This window comes from Flavisolibacter tropicus, from assembly GCF_001644645.1.
In the GTDB taxonomy this organism is placed as follows: domain Bacteria; phylum Bacteroidota; class Bacteroidia; order Chitinophagales; family Chitinophagaceae; genus Flavisolibacter; species Flavisolibacter tropicus.
In genome coordinates this window covers 148,374-168,629 of sequence record NZ_CP011390.1, presented here as the reverse complement: position 1 = coordinate 168,629, position 20,256 = coordinate 148,374, and the positions used below count along the sequence as shown (strand labels likewise).

Genomic DNA, 20,256 nt, shown 5'->3' with positions numbered 1-20,256 from the left:
TGTATTTATTAGGCAGCATTCCTTTTGCATAGGATGCATCAATTTTCAAAATAGAGCATATTACCGGCTATAGGGTTAGCTCATCAGAAGTTATACCCTATATGTATAAGATAGCGATAACCAATAGTGTTAGTTCGCATAACACCGTTCCCATCAATTTTTTCATCACTAAACACGTAATTCATACCTGGAAACTTCTGTGTCAGCAAGTCTTCCAGTCCTTGCAACAATTGTTCTTTTGTAGCCGCATCGATATTGCCTTCAAAAGTGGCTTTATAATCATAAAAACCTAAACCGGGCCCAATCATTACCAAGTCAAGAGCAAATCTTTTCCATAAAATGAACTGGTAGCCAAGTTCAAATCCAACCGTATGTATTTTAAAATCACTGTTTGTATTGACAAAGCTATTGGCGGTCCTGTTTTTATATTTCCATTCTGTTTTGTTGGTAAACTTATTAAAGGAATAATAGGGTCCGATATATACACCGCGGGGTGCCTGGTACTTATTTTCCTTTTTTAAGTAGAAGCGATAATCGATGGATACATTATAGCCTTTTCTTTCCCGGCTTCTTTCCGTATCAAAACTATCAGTAGATATTGACACGAGCTTGGGCAAGGAAGCCTGACCTAAGTTTATCGATATACTTCGATTGGGGGCAATGACACGCTCATAACCCAAAATAATATACTTATCAAATCCAAAAAGAATAGCACCGGAAAGGTTGTAGCGAACAATGTTTTTACGAACACGTTCTTCATTTGTACTATCCGTTGATGACACTTGTTGCGCCATTCCATAGCCAGCAACAAGTAGCAATAGCAAGGTGGCTAAAATGTGTACCGCATGTTTGGGCATCCAGAAAGACGCTTGCAAATAGCTACGCACTGGTTTAGGAATGATAGAAACGGTTTGTTTGTAGCACAGATTAAAATTTTGACGGGTTGAAGCTGCATGCCCCCATACAAACGATGGGTCAGGCTTGTTATCATTATTTGTTTTTTTCATAACCACCTCCATTTATTAATCGTTTTAGTAGTCAGTAATTGCAGTTCATAGATCATTGTCGAAACAGGGCTACAAAAAATAAAAGCAACCCAAACAAAAGGATCAATGCGCCCAATAAGGAACTAAGTGAACGCTGGATCTGCGGATAATCTTTCTTCAGTTTTTTATAGGCGATCTGGTGTTGTACCTGGGCTAATAACAAGCTCAACATTCCAAACGAGATCATCAGCAAGCCCACTAACCGGGGTGTAAAGAACCTGGGTTCAGTACTTTCTTTTTGCACTTCTTCAAAGAACTTATAAATGGTAAAGCCAAATGTGATCATCGATGTAGCTGTACGCACCCAAGACATAAGAGTTCGTTCATAGGATAAGGCTGTTCGCTGATAAGACATTCCCGTTCTTGTAGTCGACATTCCTGTCCTTCTCTCTGACAATTGTGTACGATGCTCTGAAAGGCCTGTTCTGTGCTCAGACATACGAGTGCGGTGTTCCGACATATGCGTACGGTCTTTGGAAAGCTCCCCAGACAGCACCTCTCCCTTCAAACTGCGTTCATCACCAGCAACCTTATCTTCTATCTTCTTTTGAACATCAGTTGTTTTCTCATTTTCCAGGTTCTTCCCGTTAGAAAGTGTATTACTATTTTCTTCTTCAACCATGCCTTTGTGTTTTTATGTTAAACAAGTTGTCTCCTAAGAAACAGTTTTGAGTTTTGGAATCACCCCAGTCTACCAGTGAAACATCAGCATTTGAAAAATCAGCATTATGCAGAACGGATCTTGAGAAAAGAGCTTCTCTCAAGCGAGCATTCTGGAAAGAGGTACCATAACGGGTAGTAATAAAATGAGCTACTTTTCTTAATGATTCAAAACCGGCTGCACCGCTAAGTGCCCGCTTGCTAATTTGTACGCAACTCAATGCCATGATCACAGTACCTATACCACCGCCTACACTCTTACCAAACGTGGCACCCCCCATTGCAACAATGATGAAAAGAATAGTAGAAGATAACGTTCCTGCAGTTGCCCGTGCAATGGTACCGACAATAAACATGACAACTACCAGCAAAAGCGAAAGGATTAGGTACAGCATACCTTTGCCTGTTCCTAAACCAGATACATAAGCGATTATGCCTATCACAAAGGCCACTACTATAACTGGAACTACCAATTGCCTAATAGCACGTCCTACCCCCTTCCATAAAGAAAAACCGATAAAGAGAAGGATTAAAACCGTAGTAAAAATTCCAGCAATTCTGATTTTGTTGTCAGTAGAAGCCAACATGACCTGAATGGTATGCCCAGCTAGCATGGCAACATATCCCGAGAGCAGCGAAATGATTAAGGCACTAAAGAAAATGATGGTTTTATTGACAGGCGTAATACCGGTTTTCACATGGGTAAAATTGGCTCCGGTAAGGTCGGCACCATTGAAATCAGCACCTCGCAAGTCGCTATCAATGAAGCGCGCATTTGATAAGTCCTCATTTTTGAAGATTGCCTTTTGCAGATTTTTATAGGAATAATCTCTAGGCATAATCAATTTATTGTCAGTTACGCATTCTCAATAATTCAGGGTACGACAATAAATGGGAAACCTTAAACAAGCTTCTTCTCCATACGGCTTCTAGACAATTCTCTTTCTTCCAAAAGTTCTTTATTCAGGAAATAATTTAAAAAGGTTCGAATTAAAGCAATGGCCCCAAGCTCAACCAAGTGCTGTGTAGTTGGCGAAATAATAGTCCCTACGATATCGGCAGCCAATTGAAACTCCAAAGCTACAACCAACCATCCGCCAAATAACATCCTGAAGTTGGTATGCATAGGGTGCAAACCTGGCGAACGCAGTCTTTCCTGGATACTTCTTACCAATGCAATGACAACACCGGCAACAATACAGAACAATGAAATGGCATTAAGCAACACTTCAATTAATTCGCCCCACAGGTCCAGGCCTGCTCTGAATTGTTCAATCATTTCATTCATCTTGCATGGTCAATTTCTCCAGGTTAAGTTTATTTAACTCCCTATGTATATTCGACTTTCTTCCTGGTTGTTCAACAAAGTCTTATTGGATAACATAACATTCCATTTACCCAGCAGTTCATCATCTTTAGGTCAGGATCTGAGGTTCTGGAAACGTCCATTTTCCTTCCAATATCTCCTTGCGTGGCCTGTACAAACGCACCGTATAATTCCAACCGGGTGTAATGGGTAAACAATTAGCCACTCTTCCATCGCAACCGCCAAATTGAATGATCACAGACCCGTCGGTCTCTTTTTTTGCCGTGATATTGTTTATAGAATAAGCGTTCTGCTTATTCTTTTCAAAATAACCTTGGGCATTGTAAACAGTAACAGACCAGAAGGCATCTACAGGAACATCCTTAACAGTGAGTTTGTAAATGGTTTTTCCATCATTTGCATCTGGTGTCACGTTTAAATACCGGGCGTCTTTGTCGGGATTACCACCCCACCCTGTTGCTGTACCTATCAGGTGCTTAACCGGGTCCACCTCCTCTTTTTTGCCAAATGCCTTTGTAAAGTCAGGCATCGTCTCACCCAACTTTGTTAATGCATCCCTTACTTCCTTCTGGCTTTCCATGTCCCACGTAGGCACTTCAAACTTTCCCGGTCCTCCGGGCTGACTGACCTTGATCGCATCCTGTAAGCCATACACTTCTTTGATATCAGAAGCATTGTTTGGATCTACCAATGTGCGGACTGCAATTAATATATATCGGGTACCAGCCTGTTCCTTTGAGAAGGTGTAACTACCTGCGCCATATTTTACATCAATCACATAGTGATCTTCATTGAGCACCATTAACGACATAAATCGTTTGCCAGCATCTGGCAGTGTAATAGTTACAGGCCCTGCATCCAGATCAAATACGCCAGAAGAATACAGTGTATCCCGATTGCCACGAACAACAGTTTGATTATCGACTGAAAACAACTCACGGCGATGGTTAAACTTACCAAGAGCATTTTCATTGATAGCCGAAGTAGCAAAATACATATCCGATTCAGCCCTTATAAAATTATCTGGCGTAACCCGAATCGAGTCTTTTGATAAACCAGGTTTTATTATGGATTTTGTTGGTGTCTCCATGTTTTTATTGTTTGTTAGTAGACATTCAGTTTTCATTTGTACTCATCACTCATCTCTCATTACTCATCACCCTATACTCATTACTCACCACTCATCACTCATCACTCATCACTCATTACTCATTCTCACCACTCACCATGCCTACTGCCTGAAAAAAGCACCCAAAAACAAGGCAAAGCCAAATAATAAAACCAAAATGGCCAGCCAGCCTGTTCTGGATCGTTCGATACCCGGGTAACTTTTCTTCAGTTTACTGATCGTTGCTCTGTGTTCTAATAATCCCCACAATAGCGCCAGAAGGCCAAGCGCAATCATGATCATCCCTACTTTTCTTGGCGTAAAGAGTCGGTTTGTTATAACTGCCGATTGACTGATCTCATGGAAAAACTTATAAATGGTAAATCCAAATGAGATCATTGAGATAGCTGTCCGGATCCAGGCCATTAAGGTGCGGTTCTCTGCCATTACCGTTCGCTCAAAAGCAAGGTCAGTATTACTTAAGGTTACAGGAGCTGTATCTCTTTCTTCAATCATTACCCGGTTCATTTTATCATGTTCCCTGTAGGCCAGAATGATGCGGAATAAGTGTTCAGCTTACTAAATACTTCATATAGAAAGACACTTCTGAAGCCGTATTTTCTCCTTATGGTCATAAAAACGAGCATTCCTGCATAAAGCAGAAAACCGGAAAAGGAAGAGCTCTCTCTAGCTCCATACGGTCTGTTACTTTCTGAGACAGTAGAGTACGGAAAACTGGGTTTTACAGGAGAGATTGAACCTACGCCTAAAGCTGTAGCGTCAAAGGTGTTGGCAGTGGAATGATTGGAAATACGAAAAGGAAAAACAAATTCCAAAATACAAAGTACAAATCTGAAATAGGAAAATGGAAATGCGAATAAGGAAATAAGAATGAGATCCTAATCCAACTTTACTTATTAAATCAGGCATCTGCGTATAAAGTTCAGCGTTAGGCAAAGACTAGTTTTAAGCGCGGTCTACCTTGTCAGGCCTTATCGCGTTTAAACATCTATTCCAATACCTCCTGATTCCCTTTCCTTGCTCGCAGCCTTTCCTCCCTTGTTCCTTGTTCAATATTCTCCTTTCCTCCTTCTCCTCTTTCATTCTCTTAGTTTCCTTCAGCTAATCCTCTTTTCCTTCTTCATTCATTATTCCTTGTTCCTTGTTCGATATTCTTTTAGGTCTAAGCGAGGCCTCACTGCTCTCAAAGGCTTGCCCGGACAACGAAGTCGCCTGTGACATTACTTCATCAATACCGATTTGGTTAGATAGCCTTCCTTCGCTCTTTGCTCCGCCACAAGATTGTAAAAGGCCGGATCATCAGGAGTAGTAGCACCAAGTCCATCCACATAGCGGTTGAACATACAGAAAGCACCAGCAATCAGCACCGTATCATGAATATCCATATCATTGGCTCCTTGAGCGCGTGCATTGTTGATGTCATCCAATGTAACCTGGTTGCCATTGATGCGCACTTTGTCGGCAACCCTTAACAAGGCCTTCATTTTGTCGCTTACGGGGGCCGTGTTATAGTCGGCCCAAACAGCTTTCACCGTTTGTTCATTACAACCTGGTAAGTGTGCCGCTATGGCGCCGTGTGAACGCATACAGAATGTACATTCGTTCCTGCTTGATACAAAAGTGGCGATCAGTTCGCGTTCGCCTCTTGTCATTGAAGCATCATCAACCAATAATGCCTGAACCAGCTGATTCAAGGCCAGTGCGGCATCGGGCCTGAAATTCATTAATCCCCGGATGCCGGGAACATCATCAGGAGTAGTTATGTATGGCATAATCTATCATTATTATTTATTGACCGTTAAAGCATGATATCCATCTTCGGGCATTCGATAGCCTCTTGTAGTGATCCGTTTTGCCAATGCAGCGTAAAAATTGGGATCGGCCGGCGCCACGGTTGCTAAACCATCAACATACCGGTTATACAAACAGAAAAGGGCCGCAATCAAAACCGTGTCGTGGATCTCTCTATCGGTAGCCCCCTGTTGCCTGGCTTCATCCACCTGCTCCTGGTGAACATGATTACCGCCAAGCTGAACTTTTTCAGCTATTGCCAGTAAGCTCTTCATCTTTCCGGTGGCAGGTTTGTCACCTCCCGGCAAAACACATGCGGCTGCATGATGTGCCGAGCTGCAGAATTTACATTCATTCAGGTAGGATACATGAGCGGCGATCATTTCCCTTTCGGCTTCAGACAACGTAGACTCGCCTCTCAACAATAGTTGCGTCAATTCGCAAAGCGGCTTAGCTACCTCCTTTCGATAGTCGAGCAAACTTGTGATGCCAAATAGGTCTGTGCGAAGATTAATGTGAGGCATATTTTCCTCCTGTCTTTTTCATCAGGCTTAATGCGATGAAGCCGATAATGTAAACTACTGAAAAAATAGAAATGGCACGACCATAACCTCCTAACTTCATAGCCAGCACTCCTACAAAAAATACGGCGATTGCCGTAAAGCCGCGGCCGACATGAAAACAAAGTCCCGTAGCGCCTGACCGTATATTCTCAGTGAATAACTGAGGTATAAAAGAATTCAATACACCCTGGCTGATGCCGAACAGCAACCCTAACAAAGCACTACCAACCAGTACCAAGTCGGAGAACTTTTTGATCAAAAGGAACATGGCAACCGATAAAATGAAGCAGAGAATGAAGCATATGCCTTGCATGGTCTTCGGCCCCCAGCGGTTTGCCATCCATCCCGAAATAATGCTGCCTATCAGTCCGCCCATACCTAACAGGGCTACTGCCATGCCGCGTTTGGCTATGCCGGCCTGGGCGTTGTCTCCGATCAGCGTTTGTACCCACGTTGGTAACCAAAGAAAAGTGGACCATAAACCAATCAACATCGTACCGTATACTACAATACCAAATGCAATATTCCGACGCGCACGTTTATCAATAGAAGATCTCTTTTCCGGGGCTTTGTATGTTTCTTTTACCAGTATAAAAACGGGAATGGCGAGGATGACGGGAATAGCCCCAATAAGAAATGCGGTTTGCCAATCAGCAATTGATGAAGTGATAGCACCCGAGGCGATGATACCTACAGGATAGGCTACCGCAAGGATCCCAAGCGCTACGGCCTTTGTTCGCGAGGGCCAGGTTTCAGAAACGACCACGGCCGACAACACCAGTGCCGTTCCAACGCCAATGCCAACCAAAAAGCGGGTGAGTGCCATCATTGGCCACTCGGTAACCAGCACTCCCAACCCACTGCCGGCTCCATAAAATAACAATGCCAATGTTAATGTGATTCGTCGCCCAATACGGTCTGCCAAAAATCCCATCACGATACCTCCAATAGTTCCGCCCGCCAAAAAAGAAAAATTGATCCAGGAGGCCGCCATCGATGATTCAGGATTACTGGCACTGTAATTCATTGATTGGAGAATTTCGGGCAAATAAGCTGCGGACATTACAGAATCCATGGCACCCAGGGCCACGGCGAAAAAACTGATAATGAAAATAAGTAAGGCACTACGCATGCATGAACGATTATACTCTTCTTGGATGCAACAATGGAATGTAAAAGTTAAAGGGCCAAATTTCAAAATCCAAATTCCAAAGCACAAATTCCAAAGTACAAATCCGAAATAGGAATATCGAAATGCGAATGCGATTCTAACGCTTTTATATTTATTGAGGTAGGCAATAGCGTATAAGGTATAGCGTTAGGCAAAGGTTGGAAATAGGGAAGGCAATAAAGATGTCTATCTGACATACCTCGGCAGGGCAGATTAGAAGCACAAGCGGAGTTTCCCAAAGGCTTAACAGAGAAGACCCCGCTTAGACACCAAAATATTTAAAGTGTTTTCATCTTTTCCCCAATTAATGGCAGCGACTCCTGCATCTTTGACCGGATCGTCGTGTTTATATAACTTTCTATATGAACAAACTTGGCAGCCTGCATGGCATTGAGTGCTGATTTGACCTTGCCATAGTACTGCTGCAGTAATTTTGAAATACCTGCATCAACTTTAAAAAGCTTATTTATCAATTCATCAGCTTTTGCATTTGTCATGCTGGTATAATTATCTGCGTAATCGCCAAGGGCCAATATCCATTCCCTGCTGATCTTTCGCCTTTCCGTTTCATATTTGTCATACAACGGCCAAAACTTTGCTGAATCGGCACTTGATAGATCCATCCCAATTCGCACCAGTTCTTTCTTATCTTTCCCCCATGCTTCTTGTACTTTCTGAATATCATCCTGTGCGTGAAGCATTGATAAGGGTGCTGCCAAGAGGCTAATGATTGTAACTAACAAAATCTTCTTCATTTTACCCTCCTATTTTAGTTTTAATTGTAGATAAGTCTCGCCTCGCTCAAAGGCTAGACAGTAAAGACCCCGCTTAGACACAAATTCTCTTTCATTCCTCATTATTCTTACTTCCTTGTACCTTGAAAATTGATTATTGATTTTTCCCTACTTCTTCATTCATCATTCCTTGTTCGTTATTCTTCTCCTTTCCTCTGTGGCTCTGTGCGCAATCCTTCCTTAATCTCTAGCAAAGACTGCAGCCATCTTTTTCTCAACATCCATATAAACATCGTCGGCAACGTCAAAAACGACCTTGACCACATTACCTTCGCTAAAGGCAAAGCCTGAACCATATTCACTGCTTACAGCATCACCACCATCATAGCCTACGCACATGCCTTCACCACACAAGGCATAATGCCCTGTCTCGGTACGGAATCTGCCTTCGTCCACTACTCTATCATCTACATACAACTTCATATGCCCCCAGGCCTCCAGGTTTTCGCTAACAAATTCTTTGTTGAACTCAATCCCCACAATGTGTTTGCCTGATTTCGGCGCATCTGTAAAAAGCCGCTGTTCAGGTGGAATTCCCAGGAAGTTGTACACAAATACCAACTTACTGTCTTTTACAAACAACGTATAACCGCCAAAACGCGAACCTTGGGCAACAATCACACCTTTTGACTTTTCCGTGAACTCCACTTCGGCAAGTATTTTAAAGGATACACCTAAGGTGCGGGCTGCTGTTGCCTCCGGCACTTCAGTGGTGCCAGGATAATAAGTATACTGTCCACCAGCAAGTGGTTCTTTGTGAAACTCCATTTCATGTTGCTGGTGAATATTCAAATCGTTCAGTGGCAGTACATTGTTTTTCTTTGCTTCTTCCATCCAGAGGTCGATCAGCTCTTGAAGCTTTTCGGGATACTGTTCCGCCAGGTCTTTGGCCTCCGAGCGATCTTCATCCGTATTAAAAAGTTGCCATTGGTCTTTATCAAAATTGCCTTGGTCCGATGGCATAGGACCATGTATGGCAGCGGCTTTCCAGCCTTTATGCCAAATGCCACGTGTGCCCGCCATTTCGTAATACTGTGTTTCTTTTTGGGTAGCTGCTGCTGCATCATCAAAGCTGTAGCGCATAGATACGCCGGCCAGGGGTGTTTGCTTTAAGCCGTCAATGGTGTCGGGCATAAGTACACCGCAACATTCCAGGATGGTCGGAACAATATCGGTGCAATGATGATATTGGTGCCGCAGTTCGCCTTTTGCCCTTATACCTTTCGGCCAATAGATCACCAAGGGATCGCAGGTACCACCAGCATATGAACCGTAGCGTTTAAACATTTTATACGGCGTAGAGAATGCCACTGCCCAACCGGTAGGATAATGGTTGTAGGTATCGGGGCTGCCTAGTTTGTCAATCATCGCCATGTTTTGATTGATATCGTCTGGAAAGCCGTTGAAGAAACGGTTTTCGTTAACCGATCCGTTTGGGCTACCTTCCCCAGAAGCGCCGTTGTCGGCACAATAAAAAATGAGGGTGTTCTCCAACTGCCCTGATTCTTCAAGGTAATCAATGACGCGACCTATTTGCACATCAGTGTATTCAGAAAAAGCTGCATATACTTCCGCCATGCGGCAGAATAATTTCTTTTCGTCTGCCGACAAGGTATTCCAAGGCCTTACTTTATCGCCTTCTGGCAGGATGCCTTCAGGTAATGGATTGAGGGGTGTTAGCTGCGTATCTTTCGGAACAATGCCTTTCTCAATCATTCGTTTCAGCACCCATTCGCGATAAGCTTCGTAACCGTCGTCAAATTTGCCTTTGTATTTTTCAATATACTCTTGCGGTGCATGGTGGGGGGCATGGTTGGCGCCAGGGCAATACCACATGTACCATGGTTTTTGTGGGTCGGATTGTTTGGAGTTACGGATAAAGCTGATAGCCTTGTCGGCAAGGTCTTTTGATAAATGATAGCCTTCTTCAGGCAGGTAAGGTTGATCAATAAAGTGATTATCCTCGATCAGTTCGGGATACCACTGGTTGGTTTCACCTCCAATAAAACCATAAAAGCGATCATAACCTAACCCCAATGGCCAGCGTTTTTTTGACGATCCCATTCCAAACGCATCTACGGGTACATTGTGATTTTTACCGATCCAGAAAGTGCTCCATCCGGCATCGCGCAAAATGGTAGCCACGGTACCGTTTTCCATTGGTATATGGCCATTGTAACCGGGAAATCCAGTGGCCGCTTCGGCTATAGAACCAAATCCATTCTGGTGATGATTACGCCCAGTCAAGAAACAAGATCTTGTTGGTGAACAAACTGCCGTAGTGTGCCATTGGGTATACGTTAATCCTTCTTTAGCTAACCGGTCCATAGTGGGCATGTTAATACGGCCGCCATAGGGCGACCAGGCAGCGCAGCCGGTATCATCATACAGAATCACCAGCACATTGGGTGCTCCTTCAGGAGCTTTGTTATCTAAAAAGGCGGACCAGTCGGCTTTTGAATCCCGAACATCAAGCTTTATAGTGCCACTAAACTTTTTAGATGTACCATTACTTCTTGCTTTTGGTTGACCGTTTGATTTTGCCATATTAAATTATTTAAAGGGGGGGGCAAATAGGTTTATTAAAAAGAACTGTTTTGGTAATGCCAAAGACTATTTATCATGAGCTTTTATTCATACACTATTTGTTACTTCTTGACCAATGCTGGTGGAAAGTATGTTCCATCTGTCACCTCTTTTGCTGGTCCGTACATGCGAAACGTTAGGTTATATTTTTGCCCTTCGATCGTAGGCAGCCAATTCGATTCGGGATATTCAGTCAAAGGTTTCGGACCGAACACCAAGGTTAAGGAACCATCCGGGTTGTTTTTTAATCCTGATTGCTTATTTAGCAAAAATCTATTCAGTGGATTAGGCAATACCTGGAATTTCTCTGCATCCACCGCAATGATGGACCAGAAATAGCTTGCCTTACCTGCAGGCAATGCATCTTTAGGAAAAGTCAGTGTATATGTAGATCCGCCATCATTACCAGCCATTGTGAAATAGGTCACCTCTCCCATATTGTTGGCCCAGATACCACCATAATTAACAGCGGTGCGGACAACATAGTCATCTTTATAATTGCCTATTGATTTAGGCCTTGTCCATCTATTTCTTGCTACACCCAGATTATGTATTGTTTCAAAAACTTTTGGGATGCCCGTTTTCTTTACAACGTTGTCAACTCTTGCTTTTCCTTCTGCCCCGGAATTCACCAACGCTTCTGCTGCTTTTGTTTTTTCCTGTAAAGCATTCATGCCTTCATTGATATCCGGTTCGCTTTGTATTTTTCCAGACGCATTTTGGAATATCTCCGCACCGGGCAAATTCGTTCCTTCAAATAAAGGAACGGATAAAGGCTTTTCAACTTTTGGTTCTCCTTGTGGAGTGAGTTTAAATAAATGCTGCAGGCGAACTGCCTCCTTCGTATCATTGCCCAGTTCCACACGGCATAGCACACGGGAAGTCTTTGTCGGAAGATCAACTCGCAGGCATCCTTGCGGTATTTCTGGATTGCTTCCTTTAAGACACAATGCAAACTTTCCAAAAGGATGATCCGGAAAAGTTCTCTCATTGATGTTAAGAAGTGTTTCGCCCCAGCCATTTAGCATTTGCCAGGTGTAATAGCGACCTTTTATTTCGGGTATTTCCAATACCACACAGGTGTTTTCATCCACAGCTACCCATGCTTCACTGTAGGCTACATCCAAATTAGGATTGGCCCATGCCACGCCACCAAGCTCACGATGGATGATTTGGTTCCATTTGAAACCTTCTTTTTCAAAATCGAGCCTTTGTTGCTTTAATACCAATTCTCTGCCCAGTAAATAAACATATGCATCAGTAATATCCTGGTCGGTTAATGCAGAAGATTTTGACTCTTCAACAGATGGACTTAATATTTTTTTCATGATACTTTTTTGGGGTTGATGTTTTTATCTATTTCGCTTTCTCAACGTTTGGCAATTGGTAAGTGCCATTGAGAATTGGTGTTGTAGGAACGTATGTACGAACGATCAAAGCGAACTGGTCATTAGGAGCAGGCAACCAATTGACCCGGGCTTCACCATCGGCCGGTTGCTTGCTTGAAAGTGTCAAAGTCAGTGATCCATCCTTGGCGAATATGAGTTCATTGGCATCGAGATTTACAGTGCCTATATTAGTGCGGCGGTTGGGACTATCGGGCAACATATAATAGTCTTTATCATACATTGTCAACGACCAAAAGCCACCCTTTTGCCTATCAACAGGAGGCAATGCGTTTTCCGGAAATGTAATTGTGTACGTATAGCGTCCATGAAGAAACTCGTCTTTGCTGTCAGTGCCGCGAATAAAGTAGATCGCTTCATGAAAATCGTTTACATAGATATAAATAATCGCAGCCTGTGCCCTGCCGAACCAGTCGGTGCCCCAAATACCGCCATTCTCCTGTCGCTGCCAACCGTTGCCCGCATCAACACCCGTTTGGTGATATTTCGCTCCCTCATGCAATTCGGCATCTGCGGCCAAAGCAACACGATCAAGAAGAGAACGCCAGGTATCTCCAGATTCACGAAGGGCTATCAATGTACGTGCCTGTTCGGCCATAGCAGCATCATTGGGGCCGACAATAGGATTCGCATCCAGCGCTTTTTTCAGATCGTCCCAAAACGTTGCGGGATTCACTGGACGGATACGAAGCAGGTCAGGGTCCGCCGCCAGAATATCCGCCGTCAATCCCGGCGGATACACTTTGTTGCGAGCACTGGCTTCGCAGTCGAAAGTCAATGGCCCGGATTTATCTTCGCTCTGCGGAATCATGCCGATCTGGTTAAGCACGGCACGTGCCTGTGCTTTTGACTCCGGTGTATGCGCCGTGTAACTGCGGCCAAATACTCCGACGACATGCGTCGGCGATTTGATCACCTCAATAAAACCTTTTGGAGGTTCGCCGTCCCAATCAGGACCGACAAGCAGAAACTTGCCGCCGGGCGTACCCGAGGCGGATCCAAGCTGTCGGATCACTGTGGTAAACGCATCGCAGATCTGGATCGTCCAGTAATGGCCCTGCGGAACAACCGAAGGCGTTTGAATAACAGCAGGTTCTTCACGGGTATCTGCAAATCCGACCCCATATATCGTGTCATTGTTAGGCGTAACGACTTTACGCTGCCCTGAAGGCATGTAGTCGTCGAGATAACCCATTTTATTTTTCGGCGCTCCAGGAAAGAGCCCCATCGTGGCGCCAGGACCAGACTTCTTCATCAATTCCCATCCACTGGTGCGTCCGAATGCATCAACTGCCGGATAGCCCCAGTAGTAAATAATATGTCCGAGCGCTTCTACATACGATTCATTAGCTAAACTTGCCGGAATGCCTGCTGCATTTTTGAGTTGGGGGTGTGCTGGATTGAATGCCCGTACTGGGTATGGCATTGCTGAAGTGGTCTTATTTTTTGAGGATTTTGTTATCGTTGGTTCTGCAATAGAGGGACTTACTGTTTTTTTCATGTCACTGATTTTGACAGTTAAAAATTGGATTACATACTACCCTGTTTAAAACAGCAGCTTCTTTAAAGCATTTATTTATTACTCGCTCTCATGATACAACGGAACCCGATATGACTCATGCCGGTATCTATCATCTGTGGCTGGCGAGCAGCAGGGCGGTAGCGTAAACAATAGTTGGGTGCACAGAGATGAGAGCCACCTTTTACAACTTTCCGGGGAATCTTTACTTGCGGCTGACAAGGGTCAAAGCTTTGCTCTGGTGAAACCACTCTTGGGTTTACATGGTTGGTACAACAGGTTTTTACCTTGTTAGCGCTTTCATCTAAATGCGCCACATACCAATCGCTGGTCCACTCCCATACATTGCCGGCCATATCATATAGGCCATAACCATTAGGGGCAAATGACCCCACAGGGGCTGTACCCTCATATTTATCAACCAGCAGATTCTCAAAAGGAAAGGCGCCCTGCCAGGTATTGGCCATAGGTTTGGAATGCTGTACATCTTCATCACCCCAGGTGAAGCTTTTACCTTCCAACCCTCCCCTTGCGGCATACTCCCACTCCGCTTCGGTCGGCAATTCTTTACCAGCCCATTTCGCATAGGCCTCGGCGTCTTCATAGGCCACATGCACTACAGGGTGTTTTTCAAGACCTTTCAGCTTACTTCCTGGCCCTTTAGGATGCTTCCAGTTGGCACCCGGCGTCCAGGCCCACCAATTGAAATAGCTATTCAGATTTACAGGTCCATTGGCTTTTTGAAATACCAAGGCACCCGGCACCAGCATCTCCGGTTGGGCACCGGGGTAATCTTCTGGCTTAAGCGGGCGTTCAGCCACAGTTACATAACCGGTTTCGGTTACAAACTTTTTGAAGTCTTCATTGGTCACTTCATACTTGTCGACCCAGAAACCATCCACTGTTACTTCATGCACCGGCTTTTCTTCCGGGTAGAATTTGTCAGAGCCCATTAGGAACTTTCCGCCAGGGACAAATACCATGTTAGCTGTGTTTATCGATTTTGCTTCTGTATTTTGATGTAGTAATGTTCCTGTAGTCATTGTTTATTATTTTTTACTATTGAAAAGCAAATACTTTGTTCCAATCGTTTTTCATACTCACAATATGTATCCCCCAATCTTTGGCAACGGATAAAGCTTCATTCAATGGACTCAGTTTGAAATCCTTGTCGTAAGCAACTTCTCTTTGCGCATCATCATGATGAAGCAGCATAGCCATGCATGGTCCATCGCTACTTAGTGTATATTGCATCATACGCAAGTCGCCATCTGAGTTACCAAAAACAAACAAGGGTCTTCTGCCAATGTGCAGGTTAATGTTCACTACTTTCTCTTCGCGGTCGTCAAAACTTCTTAACTCACCCAGCCTGGCCACTTGCACTTTTTTATCTTTTAGATCAAACTGTGTTTTAGTACTTGAGCCTACCACCTGCTCAGGTGGAATACTATAAATAGATTCCGCTACTGTACGTACAAACTCGATACCACCACCTGTAACAATAAAGGTTTTAAAGCCATTGGCTCTCAGGTAATCCAGAAGCTCTAGCTGTGGCTGATAAATACATTGGGTATAAGGTTGTTTAAAATGAGGATGTATGGCATTGGCAAACCAATCAGTAACGAGTTCTTTAAACGCTTCTTGTGTTTCGGCTTCATGTGCCTTCATTACAAACTCTACGATGCCGCGTTTTCCTAAAGCATGGATGGCTGCTACATCTTTTTCTAAAAAGGCTTTGAAGGGTTGAGTCTCTTTCATGGCAGGATCATTAGCCACCATTTCATGTATCCGGTCAAAAGTAAAGAACCCTTCTACCATGGTAGGCTGCTCGGCCCAAAGCGTGCCATCGTTATCAAAAACGGCAATACGCTCTGGAACAGGTACAAAGTCAGTACTATCTTCTGTTGCTATTCGTTCAACAAATTCAATGATCGCTTTTTTACTTTCGGTATCGTTCCAGGAGGGAAGCATATGAATACGTTTCTAGAATGTTTTAGAACAACCGGCCGTAAAATGCCCGGCCGGTTGTTTTGCCTGGTATTAATCCCCTGAAGCTTCACTCATTTTGCCAATAGCATCACCAATGGTAAAAGTGTTTGGTTTCTGTATTGGGGGGAAATCTTTGAAAGTTTCAGCCCATTTGGCAACAACGAAGTTGGCTGTAAGCGCTATGTAATCACGGCGAAGGAACCATTCCCAATAAGTGTTTGACGTGGTATCGGCAAACTCATAAGGATCGGTGCGAAGATTATAGAGTTTAGGCACACGTAGCCGCGTAAAAGGCTCTGCCCACACCCCCAGTGTTCCCTTACTGCGCTGCTCCATAAATACTACCTTCCAGTTGTCGAAGCGTATGGCAAGTATGTCTCCGTCATCACTGATATAAACAAAGAGTTTGCGCGGGCCTTCTTTCGTATCTCCGGAGAGGTATGGCAACAGGTTAAAGCCGTCAATATGATTTTTATATGTACGACCGCAAGCCTTGTAGCCTTTCTTTGCTTTTTCTACAATGTCAGTCTCACCCGCCATTGCCATAAAGGTGGGAAACCAGTCGTGATGTTGTACGATCTCATTGGAGATACTACCGGCTTTTATTTTATTCGGCCAACGTACCAATAGCGGTATGCGGAAAGCGCCTTCCCAGTTGGTGTTCTTTTCGCTGCGGAATGGTGTCATACCACCATCGGGCCAGGTATTCCGATGCGGACCATTGTCGGTAGAATACATTACGAACGTATTTTCAGCAATGCCTAATTCATCGAGGTAATCTAACAGCTCTCCCACATTCTTATCGTGATCGATCATGGTATCGTGATAAGGCGATTGCCAGCGACCTGATTGCTTGAGGCTTTCTTTTTTTGTATGCGTGTACAGGTGCATGTGCGTTGTATTCACCCAGGCAAAAAAAGGTGTTCCGGCGTCGTGCTGTGTTTTAATGAATTTTTTAGCGGCTGCTACAAATTCATCATCGCAGGATTCCATTCTTTTGCGATTAAGCGGTCCTGTATCTTCTATTTTTTGTTTACCTACTTTTCCCCAGCGTGGCTCATCCGTTGTATCATCTTTGTCTGTTGCCCAGGAATGAATGACACCACGGGGTCCGAGCTTTTTGCGGAAATCAGGGAAGTCTTTTTCTGGTGGGTAATCATACATTTCAGGTTCTTCTTCTGCGTTGAGGTGATACAAATTGCCGAAAAATTCATCAAAGCCATGATTGGTTGGCAGCATGTGGTTGAGATCCCCGAGATGATTTTTACCAAACTGGCCGGTGGCATAGCCCTGATTTTTAAGTGCGCCTGCTATGGTCAGTGCTTTGTCTGTCATACCAATTGGGGCTCCCGGAAAGCCTACTTTTGACAAACCGGTGCGCAGCACACTCTGCCCAGTGATGAATGATGATCGACCTGCCGTGCAACTTTGCTCGCCATAGGAATCGGTGAACATCATGCCTTCTTTGGCAATGCGGTCAATATTGGGGGTCTGGTAACCCATAAGCCCATGCGAATAACAACTGAGGTTGGAAATACCAATATCATCGCCCCAGATAACAAGAATATTGGGTTTGCCGTTTTGTTTCTGACTGGTTGCTTTTGCCATTGCTTCATTGTTTAAGGTTTCTAAATGGTGTTAACAATGAATACGGGCTTTATTTAACTAGCTTTCATGAAACGGTACAAATCTTTAGTAGTTTCCGGTTGGTTCCAACACTACCACATAGCATCGCGCCAACATTTGGCTGATGAGAACAACCATTCCCACTAGATTTTGAATGATCTTCTACAGGCAACATTGAAAGGCTTAAACGACCCAAACGAGAACACTCATTCCTGTTCACCATATAATAAGCAGTATGTCTATAGGTTGATTGACCATAACCACAAGAAATAACTCCTTGCTTAATAGCACGTACTCTTTCCGTAAACAGGATATCTTCAACGCCAAAATTGGCAATAGCACTAACGAGGGTTAGTCCTATCATACTTAATAAAAGATTCATCATCATTTGAGCGTCTTTCATTACATTCTTTATTTTCATCTTGTTATTACTTCAACTCTAACTTTCCCGCGCTGTTTTAAAAGAGGTTTGTTTCTTATTAATTCCCTCTCCATCTGCTAATCTTCACATCAGCTAATCAGCTAATTCTCTTCCTAATCCACTAATCTCCCCAAATCCCGGTTCAGACAATCCTAGTTCTCACTATTGCGGAAACACAAACGTCAACACCGCTCTCAATCCAAAATCTGGTTTATTATAGGTCGGACCTCCAATTGGTATGCGTGGCCCTACGCCCAGCGAAACAGCTTGTTTACCCATTCGTGTTATAGCGGTGGCAATAGGATTCAGAAAGGCAGTTGTAGTATTATCCTTCCAGTTGATAGTTATTTCTGAATTGATAGTGACTCCCGCACCGCTTTTCCAGTTATGCGAAAAGAAGGGTTGCAGGAACATTTGGTTCACATCGCTTCGGTCCTCATCACCAGCAAAAGACCAAAGCTGATTAACCAGGAAACCATAGGTTAATCCGGGTGTTTGCCTCAACACAAGCGCAGTGGGCCCTACTCCCCATTTTCGTGTGCTTAGATAATCACTCGTGCCTATTGGGATCAAAAAAGCAGGGCCGGCACCCCACAGGATACCATTCTCACTATGCACTGGTGAAAAGAAGCCACTAACAGTTGCATCGCTTAAACCAAATTCACTATTGCCAGAGCCGCTTATATCCCGTTGATCAACTATGGGAATAATATAACGTGTAATGAGATTCAGATTGGGCGTCAAGGAAATAGGAATAACTGGTTGAAAGTTGAGAGTATACTTAGACCCATTATAGGAGCCTATGCCATAATCCACATTGTTTTGAAACGGCACACTGATCAAACTGGCTACAGGGTTAGATAGTTTATCAGCAAGGGCCTGTGCATCGCCAGCTGTTTTTTGCTGCGCCCATAACAGATCCATAAAGCTTATAAGGAAAAAGCCTATTACAAAATACCTTTTAAACCATTTCCACTTGACAAGACACATCATTCAAACCTTTTTAACTATTAATGATTCTTGTTTTGATACAACTTCACTGTTCAATTCTTGTAAATGTTTTTCATATTAATCATTACCCCCTAAATCATGGTTCTTTTACAAATACCGTTTTCCAATCCATTTTCATACTCACTACATACCAATTGTACTTTGCTGCTGCCTTTAAAGAAGCATTGTCTTTTTCCTGGTAGGCATACTCTCTGGCTGCATCATCATGATTGATCAACAACTGGAATGTGGGATACTTGCTGCTTTGCGAATATTTTAGCATAGCAATATCGCCACCGCTGCGTTCGTTGCCGCAAGCAAATACCGGTCGCTGGCCTATATGCATCTGTATGCCTACAGGCTTTCCTTCTTTATCATTGCTCAATTTTGAGGCAGGCTCGCGCATAATGGTAACCGTACTATCATTGAACTTATATTTGAAAGTGGTACCAATTACCTGGTACTTAGGTATACCGTAGAGCTCTTCTGAAATACTCCTAACAAATTCTACCGTACCTCCTGAACAAATAAATGTCTTAAAGCCATTAGCACGCAGGTAATTAAGCAATTCGATTTGTGGTTGATAGGTTATCTGTTTTACTGGTACATTTCGGCCAGGATATATGGCCATTGAAAAGAAATCTTTGACGGCTGCTTCAAATTCATCTTCTGTCATGCCTGTATGCGTGGCTGCTACTAATTCAAGTATTGCATTTTGTCCACCATTTTTAAAATAGGCTGTGTCATTTTCTATAATTGCCTTGAACGGTTGTTGATTTTTCAAAGCCGGCTTTTTCTCGACCATTTTTTTTACCTGGTATAGAATAAAGAGTTCCTGTACCAGGGGCTGCTCAGCCCATAGCGTACCATCGTTATCAAAAGTGGCAATGCGATCGATAACAGGGATAAAATGAGTGCTTGTACTATCTGTAATTTGCTGTATATAACTGATAATGGCTTGTTTTATTTTGCCATTATTCCAAGCAGGAAGTGGATCATTGTCAGTATAACTTTCCGCCGTGTACTGGGCCATGCTAGCCTTACCAAGGCTCATGGCCCAGTATAACAAAATAATCAGGCGTAACAGGTATACTTTCCTCATGATGGCGCATTCTTTTTAGTAAGCAATCATCAGTTACGGATCATTAGTATTTCACGCTGTCTACAGATCATTTTTTTCCTCTTACTTTACTTTTCACCCAAGCGCCTATCAATTGATGATTGGCTTTGCTATAGCA

Annotated in this window: 19 protein-coding genes; all 19 read right to left on the bottom strand. The window is 43.6% G+C overall.

What is annotated here, in order from left to right; translation table 11 throughout:
- Window positions 1–83 precede the first annotated feature (83 nt).
- A complete protein-coding gene (locus tag SY85_RS00635) occupies window positions 84–1,007 on the bottom strand; it encodes a DUF3575 domain-containing protein (protein ID WP_158512919.1) in 924 nt (307 codons plus the stop codon).
- A gap of 52 nt (window positions 1,008–1,059) precedes the next feature.
- The gene (locus SY85_RS00630; RefSeq protein ID WP_066401301.1) at window positions 1,060–1,668 is read right to left on the bottom strand and encodes a YidH family protein; all 609 of its coding nucleotides are present in this window, start codon (window positions 1,666–1,668) and stop codon (window positions 1,060–1,062) included.
- Window positions 1,661–2,545, bottom strand: coding sequence for a pentapeptide repeat-containing protein (locus SY85_RS00625; protein ID WP_066401300.1), 885 nt, complete (start codon window positions 2,543–2,545; stop codon window positions 1,661–1,663). The genes SY85_RS00630 and SY85_RS00625 overlap by 8 nt, the downstream gene beginning before the upstream one ends.
- A 62-nt stretch (window positions 2,546–2,607) precedes the next feature.
- Window positions 2,608–2,994, bottom strand: coding sequence for a DUF1622 domain-containing protein (locus SY85_RS00620; protein ID WP_066401299.1), 387 nt, complete (start codon window positions 2,992–2,994; stop codon window positions 2,608–2,610).
- A 127-nt stretch (window positions 2,995–3,121) separates the two neighbouring features.
- Window positions 3,122–4,123 (bottom strand): DUF1254 domain-containing protein, encoded by a 1,002-nt coding sequence (locus tag SY85_RS00615; protein WP_066401298.1) that lies wholly within the window; start codon window positions 4,121–4,123, stop codon window positions 3,122–3,124.
- 141 nt (window positions 4,124–4,264) lie between these two features.
- Window positions 4,265–4,669 (bottom strand): YidH family protein, encoded by a 405-nt coding sequence (locus tag SY85_RS00610; protein WP_082886244.1) that lies wholly within the window; start codon window positions 4,667–4,669, stop codon window positions 4,265–4,267.
- 713 nt (window positions 4,670–5,382) lie between these two features.
- Window positions 5,383–5,934, bottom strand: a complete 552-nt coding sequence (locus tag SY85_RS00605; RefSeq protein WP_066401296.1) for a carboxymuconolactone decarboxylase family protein — start codon at window positions 5,932–5,934, stop codon at window positions 5,383–5,385.
- A 12-nt stretch (window positions 5,935–5,946) separates the two neighbouring features.
- Window positions 5,947–6,477 (bottom strand): carboxymuconolactone decarboxylase family protein, encoded by a 531-nt coding sequence (locus SY85_RS00600; protein WP_066401295.1) that lies wholly within the window; start codon window positions 6,475–6,477, stop codon window positions 5,947–5,949.
- Window positions 6,464–7,648, bottom strand: coding sequence for an MFS transporter (locus tag SY85_RS00595; protein ID WP_066401294.1), 1,185 nt, complete (start codon window positions 7,646–7,648; stop codon window positions 6,464–6,466). Before SY85_RS00595 ends, SY85_RS00600 begins: the two co-directional genes overlap by 14 nt.
- Before the next feature lie 317 nt (window positions 7,649–7,965).
- Window positions 7,966–8,442 (bottom strand): hypothetical protein, encoded by a 477-nt coding sequence (locus SY85_RS00590; RefSeq protein ID WP_066401293.1) that lies wholly within the window; start codon window positions 8,440–8,442, stop codon window positions 7,966–7,968.
- Window positions 8,443–8,661: 219 nt separating this feature from the next.
- Window positions 8,662–11,028, bottom strand: coding sequence for an arylsulfatase (locus SY85_RS00585; RefSeq protein ID WP_066401292.1), 2,367 nt, complete (start codon window positions 11,026–11,028; stop codon window positions 8,662–8,664).
- A 101-nt stretch (window positions 11,029–11,129) separates the two neighbouring features.
- Window positions 11,130–12,395 carry a DUF1214 domain-containing protein gene (locus SY85_RS00580; RefSeq protein WP_066401291.1) on the bottom strand — a complete coding sequence of 422 codons (1,266 nt, stop codon included), beginning with the start codon at window positions 12,393–12,395 and terminating at the stop codon, window positions 11,130–11,132.
- A gap of 28 nt (window positions 12,396–12,423) precedes the next feature.
- A complete protein-coding gene (locus SY85_RS00575) occupies window positions 12,424–13,974 on the bottom strand; it encodes a DUF1254 domain-containing protein (protein ID WP_082886243.1) in 1,551 nt (516 codons plus the stop codon).
- A gap of 71 nt (window positions 13,975–14,045) precedes the next feature.
- Window positions 14,046–15,035 (bottom strand): formylglycine-generating enzyme family protein, encoded by a 990-nt coding sequence (locus tag SY85_RS00570; protein ID WP_066401290.1) that lies wholly within the window; start codon window positions 15,033–15,035, stop codon window positions 14,046–14,048.
- A 16-nt stretch (window positions 15,036–15,051) separates the two neighbouring features.
- Entirely contained in the window at window positions 15,052–15,963 is a 912-nt protein-coding gene (locus tag SY85_RS00565) for an HAD family hydrolase (protein WP_066401289.1), read from the bottom strand.
- A 69-nt stretch (window positions 15,964–16,032) separates the two neighbouring features.
- Window positions 16,033–17,589: an arylsulfatase gene (locus SY85_RS00560; RefSeq protein ID WP_066401288.1), complete on the bottom strand. Its 1,557-nt coding sequence runs from the start codon at window positions 17,587–17,589 to the stop codon at window positions 16,033–16,035.
- Window positions 17,590–17,653: 64 nt separating this feature from the next.
- Window positions 17,654–18,010: a hypothetical protein gene (locus SY85_RS00555; protein ID WP_148661089.1), complete on the bottom strand. Its 357-nt coding sequence runs from the start codon at window positions 18,008–18,010 to the stop codon at window positions 17,654–17,656.
- 180 nt (window positions 18,011–18,190) lie between these two features.
- Window positions 18,191–19,021, bottom strand: coding sequence for a hypothetical protein (locus SY85_RS00550; RefSeq protein WP_226998959.1), 831 nt, complete (start codon window positions 19,019–19,021; stop codon window positions 18,191–18,193).
- 94 nt (window positions 19,022–19,115) lie between these two features.
- On the bottom strand, window positions 19,116–20,120 hold the full coding sequence (locus tag SY85_RS00545; RefSeq protein WP_082886242.1) for an HAD family hydrolase: 1,005 nt from the start codon (window positions 20,118–20,120) through the stop codon (window positions 19,116–19,118).
- Between the last annotated feature and the right edge of the window lie 136 nt (window positions 20,121–20,256).

What these genes read in the sequence shown, in the direction of transcription:
- SY85_RS00600 (WP_066401295.1), bottom strand. Translation starts at nt 6,477, where the DNA reads ATGCCTCACATTAATCTTCGCACAGACCTATTTGGCATCACAAGTTTG.
- SY85_RS00615 (WP_066401298.1), bottom strand. Translation starts at nt 4,123, where the DNA reads ATGGAGACACCAACAAAATCCATAATAAAACCTGGTTTATCAAAAGAC.
- SY85_RS00620 (WP_066401299.1), bottom strand. Translation starts at nt 2,994, where the DNA reads ATGAATGAAATGATTGAACAATTCAGAGCAGGCCTGGACCTGTGGGGC.
- SY85_RS00575 (WP_082886243.1), bottom strand. Translation starts at nt 13,974, where the DNA reads ATGAAAAAAACAGTAAGTCCCTCTATTGCAGAACCAACGATAACAAAA.
- SY85_RS00605 (WP_066401296.1), bottom strand. Translation starts at nt 5,934, where the DNA reads ATGCCATACATAACTACTCCTGATGATGTTCCCGGCATCCGGGGATTA.
- SY85_RS00595 (WP_066401294.1), bottom strand. Translation starts at nt 7,648, where the DNA reads ATGCGTAGTGCCTTACTTATTTTCATTATCAGTTTTTTCGCCGTGGCC.
- SY85_RS00630 (WP_066401301.1), bottom strand. Translation starts at nt 1,668, where the DNA reads ATGGTTGAAGAAGAAAATAGTAATACACTTTCTAACGGGAAGAACCTG.
- SY85_RS00555 (WP_148661089.1), bottom strand. Translation starts at nt 18,010, where the DNA reads ATGAAAGACGCTCAAATGATGATGAATCTTTTATTAAGTATGATAGGA.
- SY85_RS00625 (WP_066401300.1), bottom strand. Translation starts at nt 2,545, where the DNA reads ATGCCTAGAGATTATTCCTATAAAAATCTGCAAAAGGCAATCTTCAAA.
- SY85_RS00550 (WP_226998959.1), bottom strand. Translation starts at nt 19,021, where the DNA reads ATGATGTGTCTTGTCAAGTGGAAATGGTTTAAAAGGTATTTTGTAATA.
- SY85_RS00610 (WP_082886244.1), bottom strand. Translation starts at nt 4,669, where the DNA reads ATGAACCGGGTAATGATTGAAGAAAGAGATACAGCTCCTGTAACCTTA.
- SY85_RS00565 (WP_066401289.1), bottom strand. Translation starts at nt 15,963, where the DNA reads ATGCTTCCCTCCTGGAACGATACCGAAAGTAAAAAAGCGATCATTGAA.
- SY85_RS00635 (WP_158512919.1), bottom strand. Translation starts at nt 1,007, where the DNA reads ATGAAAAAAACAAATAATGATAACAAGCCTGACCCATCGTTTGTATGG.
- SY85_RS00580 (WP_066401291.1), bottom strand. Translation starts at nt 12,395, where the DNA reads ATGAAAAAAATATTAAGTCCATCTGTTGAAGAGTCAAAATCTTCTGCA.
- SY85_RS00570 (WP_066401290.1), bottom strand. Translation starts at nt 15,035, where the DNA reads ATGACTACAGGAACATTACTACATCAAAATACAGAAGCAAAATCGATA.
- SY85_RS00590 (WP_066401293.1), bottom strand. Translation starts at nt 8,442, where the DNA reads ATGAAGAAGATTTTGTTAGTTACAATCATTAGCCTCTTGGCAGCACCC.
- SY85_RS00545 (WP_082886242.1), bottom strand. Translation starts at nt 20,120, where the DNA reads ATGAGGAAAGTATACCTGTTACGCCTGATTATTTTGTTATACTGGGCC.
- SY85_RS00560 (WP_066401288.1), bottom strand. Translation starts at nt 17,589, where the DNA reads ATGGCAAAAGCAACCAGTCAGAAACAAAACGGCAAACCCAATATTCTT.
- SY85_RS00585 (WP_066401292.1), bottom strand. Translation starts at nt 11,028, where the DNA reads ATGGCAAAATCAAACGGTCAACCAAAAGCAAGAAGTAATGGTACATCT.